We start from the raw sequence: 5,729 nt of genomic DNA on the forward strand, positions 1-5,729 counted from the left end.
GGCCTTATCGTCGGAAGCGTCAGATGTGCATAAGAGACAGGGGCGGTGGGCGGGGCCGCGCCGCGAACGGCCCCCAAGGCCGCACGCGCAAGGCGCGGCGGCCGTCCACGGTCCCGCCCTGCGGTGGGCGGGCCCCGCCACGCACAAGCCCCCCGCGCGCAGCGCGGGGGGCCTTGACTCTGTAATGAAACTCCTCGACGCCGGGGTGGTCCGGGCTAGCTCGCCTTCTGCTCGTCGTTACGGTCGGTGAGCTGGTTGCGGATGGCTCGGGCCTGCTGGACGCGGTTGCGGGCCTGCTCTGCCCAGAAGTGCTCCCCGTTCATCAGGCCGCTCCCGAGGTACTTCCACCGCCCGGTGGTCACCGTGGCCCGGTTCGGGTCGGGCTCGGGGTGTCCCTCGGCCTGGCGTGCGGCGTGTGCGGCGTGGTCGGCTCGGGCCTGGCGTAGCTGGGTGAGGGTGACCGAGTAGCGGCGGGACTTGGACGAGAAGTGCCCTCCATAGCCGAGCATGTGGGCCCATCCCCGTAGCCGTAGCTGGTGGTAGGCGGGTAGGTCGGCCAGGGCGAAGCACGTCCAGATCATGCGGCGGGCGTGCTGGGTCACCTTCAACGAGTTGATCTGGGTGGCGTAGCGGATCGGGCGGTCGACCGTGCCCGAATCCTCGGCGCCCTTGGTGGCGTACTTGGCGATGTAGCGGGCCACATGCTTGTCGGCGATCCCGTCCAACTCAGCGGCCACGGCAATGGGCTGGGTGTCGAGCTGGCGTCCCCACCCCAGCGTCATCGGCGGGGCTGCCGGGTCGGGGTGGGGGACCTCGACGGCCACCTGGGCGGCGGCCGTGCGCAGGGTGCGCGCCAACAGCTCGGCGGTCGCCCATGGGGGCGGGGGCTGGTCGGGGCCGTCCGGTCCGTCCAAGCGCACTACGGCGTGGAAGTGGATCAACCCGCGCCGCTGGTACTCGATCACGCGGGCGTAGGACAGGCGGGCCTGCTCGCGCAGGGCCTTGTGGGTGATCCCCAGCTCGGCGGTGATCAGCCTGGGCACCGCCAGGGTGAGGCGGCGCCACAGCTCGGGCGCGTGGGCGTTCCACAACACGGCGGCCTGATAGTCGTAGCAGTCCACACAGATCGGCTGCCCTGCCTGCGGGTCGTCGGCCTGGTGGCGGCGCCCGCACCCCTCCGGCCGTCCGTGCTCACACAGTGGGCGATCCTTGCGCGGTCGGCACGGCTGCACCTTCCCGGCCTTGTCCCTGCGGGCGTGGACGGCGCCGAACGAGGGCGCGGTCAAGGTGAGGAACATGCGCGGATGCCCGCTCACGTCCTCGGGGACTCCCTTCCCCCCGGTCAACCCGGAGATGATCAGGTGATAGGTGTCGTCCCGGTACACCTCGGCGCACGCCGCGCACCGGGACGCGCGACGGTTCCCGCACGCGGTGATCAAGAACCCGGTCGGCTCGTCGTCGGTCGAGTACGACTCGATCAACTCACCCGTCTCGCCGTCCAGCGTGACGCGCTCGCCCCGCAGCCGTACCGGCTGCTCACATCCCCCGGCGGACTTGATCATCTCGTGCCAGCGCTCGAAGTCCGGCATCGCCGCACGCTGGACGGCGGCGGCCACCTCGGGCGGTAGGTCGGACATCTGCGGGCCGCTCATGCCGCATCCCGCCACGACTCACCCTCGGCCGGTGCCTCGGCCTGCTCCTGCTCCTTGGGCCCGTCCTCGGCCAGCACTAGCCCGAAGATCGTCCCGATTCTGTTCCATTTGTCGTCCGACCAGCGCGGCGATGTGCTGGCCTGACGCTTGCCCCACGCGACAGCTTCCGGGCTGGGCTTCAACCCGTGCTCCTCTCCCTGGCCACAGCGATGGGGAGCGCGCACGATTTCCGAGACGGGAAGACACAACGACCTGCGGGCACGCTGACGCGTACCCGGTCGAAGGTGTTCGCGGCGAGCGACTTCTTTGTGTGCTGTGTTGGCCAGGGCTAGATATAGGACGCTATTCCGCAGGACGAGTCCTGCCCGGGGTCGATCCGGTCGTATCGTGCCGAGAGCCCACCTCGGCCTCCATATGTTTTTGTATACCGGCTGTCGCGTTAAGTGAGGTCACCTCACGGGCCCTCTAGCGGGCGCCGAACCCGCTTGTCACTCGCCTGTCTCGGAATCGCTGGATGCGGCTCCGATCACCACTGTGCCACGCGCATACGAAGACCAAACCTGCGGAACCGTCCTGCACACGAGGGCGTCCGGCGTGTGCGGTTGTCCGGTGATGACCGCTGGCGTCCGGCGGCGTCCGCTGATGACTGCTGGCGCATGGCTGCATGGGTAAGAAATGTGATGCACACCACGCAAGAACGCCCCGAGGTTCACGCCTCGGGGCGTGTCTGGAACGGCGGTGTCAGTCCTCCCGCCAGAAGGGCTCAAGAAGGTCGGGGTTGAACTTCGTCCGGCTGCCGTTGCCTTTGCCGACCGGGTGGATGATCACAGCGTGGAGAGCCTCCCGGATGTAGGCGCGCTTTTGGGAGATATCCAAGCGGTCCTCGTCGTCTTCGGAGTACCAGCGGCGGCGGATGTCGGTCATGTCGGCGGCGGCGCGTTGGGCGGTCAAGGCGTAGCGTTCGCGCTCGGCGCGTAGGCGGGTCTGCTCGCTCTCAAGTGCGGGGATCTCCTCGAAGAACAATGCGTTGCTGATCTTGCGTGTCCGCCACTGTTCGCGGAGTTCCTTAATCTGGTCTTCCACGGCCTTCAGGTCTTCCTCGCCTGGCCATGGGCCGACATCTTGAGCAGCCGTGCTTCGCTCTTCAAGCTTGGCCAAGACCGCCTCGGAGATGAACTCGTCCACCTTGTCACCTCGGCGGCCCAACCCGCCGCATCCTCCCGACGACTTGGGCGGGCACGAGTAGATGTGCTGTACGCAGTCGCGCTGCCTCGTCACGCGCAGGCGGGCGCCGCACATCGTGCCGTCCGGGCGGATGCGTCCGCAGCGAAGAAAGCTCGTTAGTAGGTGCTTGTGCTCCCTGAAGTCCTGGGGGAGCGGGCTCGTCGAACCACTGCCGTTCACGAGGTGGCCCTTGCGGGCGGTGAAGATGGCATTGACCGCCATCCACTGCTCGGGGGTGATGATGGCGTCCCACTGCCCGACGATCGGCTGGCCGTCCGGGCCTCGGACAAGTTCTCCGTTGATCATCCGCCATCCGCAGAGGCGTGGATTCCGGAGCAGCACCTTCAAGGACGTGGTCGTCCACTCCCGGCCGGTGGTGGTCTTGATGCCTGCCTCCTGCCATGCGCGGACGATGGAGTTGAGCCCCCGTCCCGAGACGTACTGCTCGGCGGCTTTGGCGACAAGCGTGGCCTCGTCGCGGTCGAGTGTGCGTCGGTCGTCCTTCCAGCCGAATGGACGGTTACCGCCAGCGGGCGGCTCTCCGGCGAGCGCGCGCCGACGGTGATCGTTGCGCATCCGGCGCTGCATCTTCCGGACCTCCATCTTGGCGATGACGGCGCCGATCAGGCCCATGCTCTCTACGTCCTCGCTGTAGAGATCCTTGGGACCGCGCTGGTCGGCGTAGACCCGGCCTTCCCGGTAGGTCAGCGCCTCTACGAAACGCTCGTAGTCTCCTGGGCGTCGGACCAAGCGGTCCTCGACCATGACGACGGTCCCACGGATGGCGCGACCATCCTGGAGCTTCCCGGTGCGGAGTGCGCGAACCATGGTCTCGAACTCGTCCCGGACGACGCCGCTCTTGGCGGCGGACTTGTCGTTGTCAGTGAACTCGTCGACCACGATCCAGCCGAGTCGCTCGGCCGTCTGCCGGTTGACCTTGTGTTGGTGCTGGATGCCATGCTCATCTCGCTCTTGGTCGGCAGAGATGCGCGCGTAGGAGACGACAGGGATCATGTCACGCTCGGTAACGCCCACTGGAAGCTCCGTTCTATGTCCTAGAACGAAGTACTACCACCAGCAGTACCTCCACAAAAACCCCGGCGGCTATTGCGGCATAGGCGGCACCGGCCTCTCCTGCCCGATCGGCGTAGCCCCCGCCGACGGCTGACGCTCGTAGCGTTCGATCTGACGAAAGCCCGGTGATCCCCTCTCTCGGCTCTATAGCATCGATGCTATGGCCTGGGGTACTGTGGAGCTAGAGCCGGAGGTGCGGGAGTGGCTGGAACGCCTGCCGACCACGCAGTTCGCCGCGGCGGCGTTCTACATCGACCTGCTCGCCGAGCAGGGGGTGCTGTTGGGGGGAGCCGTACACGCGGCAGCTCGACGGCAAGTTGCGGGAGCTGCGGTTTCATCTCGGTGCCGAGGCTGTACGAGTGACTTACTGGATCGCTTCGGGCAGGCGGATCATCCTGCTCACGGTGTTCCACAAGACGCGTATGCGGGAAGATCGAGAGGTGGAACGGGCTCGCCGGGCGTTGCGGCTGTGCGTGGCCGCAGCGCACACGGTGGACGCTGAGGAGGAGTGAGGCAGATGGGTGAGCGGTCCGACTGGAGTGCGTTGCGGGAACGCCGCATGACCGAGCCCGGTGCCGTCGAGGCATATGCCGCCACCCGCCTGGCCTATGAGCTGGGGCGCACCGTCCGTGCCTTGCGGGAAGACCGCGGGTGGAGCCAGAGTGAGCTAGCGGGGTCCGCGGACATGACGCAGTCCGCCGTGGCCAGGTTCGAGGCCGGCGGCACCGTCCCGACACTGCCCGTGCTCGAACGCCTAGCGAGGGCCCTCGGAGCCGAACTCGTCGTCCAGCTCCGAACTCCCGCCGCATGAATTGGGCGATCTTGTTGTAGCGACGGCTACCAACACAGGAGCCCTGGCGGCTATTCCAGCATAGGCGTAGCCGTCATCGAGCGATCACGGACGAGACGGACCGCCTGGTCCGTCAGCTCTGCGTAGGACGGCGGCACGGATCTCGACTGAGTCGCCGCTGGAAAGGTCGTCAGACGGTGTGCATGTCGAGTACTTCGCGCACCTCGGGGACCTCTCGGTAGGGCTCTAGCTTGGCGAGGACGAAGCGGCCGCGCTTCGCTGTTCGGTCGCTGGGGAAGTCAGCCGTGAGATGGAGCAAGCGCCCTGCGGTCGAGGCGGCTTCTTCTGGCTCGTTGGCATCCGCCAGGGCGACGGCGAGCCAGGAGAGATAGAGAGCCAGTTCGCGCGTGTGCGTGGGGTCGTACCGGCTGAGCACTTCTTTGAGGAGCGGGACGGCGCGCAGTGGTCTCCGGAGTTCGGTGTAGACGCGGGCGTCCATCACGTCGAGTTCCTCGGACGACACCCAGTACGCCCAGTCCGGTGCCTCCTGCGAGCCCTCGGTGGCCATCACTTCGTGTGCCTCGCTGAGCGTCCGCATCGCTGATGAGGCGTTGCCCGCCTTGGTGTGCGCCCATGCGACCCGGTCAAGGTAGAGAGCGCGAGCCTTGGCCGGCGCGGAAAGCCAGACGTCGGGAACGCGCTCGCCCCGCTCCCGACGGCTGACCTCGTGACGCGTGACGGACGCCGTTCCCGACACCTGGCACAGCATCTCCGCGAGCTGTCGCTGGCTCTTTCGCGCATCCCGGCGCAAGCGCGCAAGGTACGCGCCGAACCGCCTGCGCCTCGCATTGATCACGTCGGCCCCCCCGCCTGGCCTATGAGCTGGGGCGCACCGTCCGTGCCTTGCGGGAAGACCGCGGGTGGAGCCAGAGTGAGCTAGCGGGGTCCGCGGACATGACGCAGTCCGCCGTGGCCAGGTTCGAGGCCGG

General features: G+C 67.6%; 7 protein-coding genes and 1 pseudogene. 4 read left to right on the top strand and 4 right to left on the bottom strand.

Going from position 1 to position 5,729, the window contains the following annotated elements; translation table 11 throughout:
• Nucleotides 1–215 precede the first annotated feature (215 nt).
• The 3 genes from E1298_RS43305 to E1298_RS43315 form a co-directional block, all read right to left on the bottom strand.
• Complete coding sequence (locus E1298_RS43305; RefSeq protein WP_207945198.1) at nt 216–1,652, bottom strand: replication initiator; 1,437 nt, start codon at nt 1,650–1,652, stop codon at nt 216–218.
• Nucleotides 1,649–1,834 carry a hypothetical protein gene (locus E1298_RS43310; RefSeq protein ID WP_131903205.1) on the bottom strand — a complete coding sequence of 62 codons (186 nt, stop codon included), beginning with the start codon at nt 1,832–1,834 and terminating at the stop codon, nt 1,649–1,651. The genes E1298_RS43305 and E1298_RS43310 overlap by 4 nt, the downstream gene beginning before the upstream one ends.
• 559 nt (nt 1,835–2,393) lie before the next feature.
• Complete coding sequence (locus E1298_RS43315) at nt 2,394–3,911, bottom strand: recombinase family protein (protein WP_207945199.1); 1,518 nt, start codon at nt 3,909–3,911, stop codon at nt 2,394–2,396.
• A 34-nt stretch (nt 3,912–3,945) separates the two neighbouring features.
• Between E1298_RS43315 and E1298_RS50930 the strand changes: the two are divergent.
• From E1298_RS50930 to E1298_RS43330, 3 genes and pseudogenes are all read left to right on the top strand, one after another.
• Nucleotides 3,946–4,044 (top strand): annotated as a pseudogene (locus E1298_RS50930) (peptide-methionine (S)-S-oxide reductase MsrA); the annotation flags it as partial.
• 223 nt (nt 4,045–4,267) lie between these two features.
• Nucleotides 4,268–4,462: a type II toxin-antitoxin system RelE/ParE family toxin gene (locus E1298_RS50935; RefSeq protein ID WP_243726197.1), complete on the top strand. Its 195-nt coding sequence runs from the start codon at nt 4,268–4,270 to the stop codon at nt 4,460–4,462.
• A gap of 5 nt (nt 4,463–4,467) precedes the next feature.
• On the top strand, nt 4,468–4,761 hold the full coding sequence (locus E1298_RS43330) for a helix-turn-helix domain-containing protein (RefSeq protein ID WP_131903207.1): 294 nt from the start codon (nt 4,468–4,470) through the stop codon (nt 4,759–4,761).
• 169 nt (nt 4,762–4,930) lie between these two features.
• Here E1298_RS43330 and E1298_RS43335 read toward each other — a convergent pair whose 3' ends face one another.
• Nucleotides 4,931–5,596 carry an NsdA family TPR-like regulatory protein gene (locus E1298_RS43335; RefSeq protein ID WP_131903208.1) on the bottom strand — a complete coding sequence of 222 codons (666 nt, stop codon included), beginning with the start codon at nt 5,594–5,596 and terminating at the stop codon, nt 4,931–4,933.
• 26 nt (nt 5,597–5,622) lie between these two features.
• On the opposite strand from E1298_RS43335, the gene E1298_RS43340 reads away from it, so the two are divergent.
• Nucleotides 5,623–5,729, top strand: a 107-nt coding sequence (locus E1298_RS43340; RefSeq protein WP_279499667.1) for a helix-turn-helix domain-containing protein, incomplete at its 3' end; no start/stop codon positions are given.

Origin of the sequence: Actinomadura rubrisoli, assembly GCF_004349215.1 — a bacterium.
Classification (GTDB): domain Bacteria; phylum Actinomycetota; class Actinomycetes; order Streptosporangiales; family Streptosporangiaceae; genus Spirillospora; species Spirillospora rubrisoli.

Excerpts from the sequence above, each read along its gene's own strand:
- E1298_RS43305 (WP_207945198.1), bottom strand. The coding sequence starts at position 1,652 with ATGAGCGGCCCGCAGATGTCCGACCTACCGCCCGAGGTGGCCGCCGCC.
- E1298_RS43330 (WP_131903207.1), top strand. The coding sequence starts at position 4,468 with ATGGGTGAGCGGTCCGACTGGAGTGCGTTGCGGGAACGCCGCATGACC.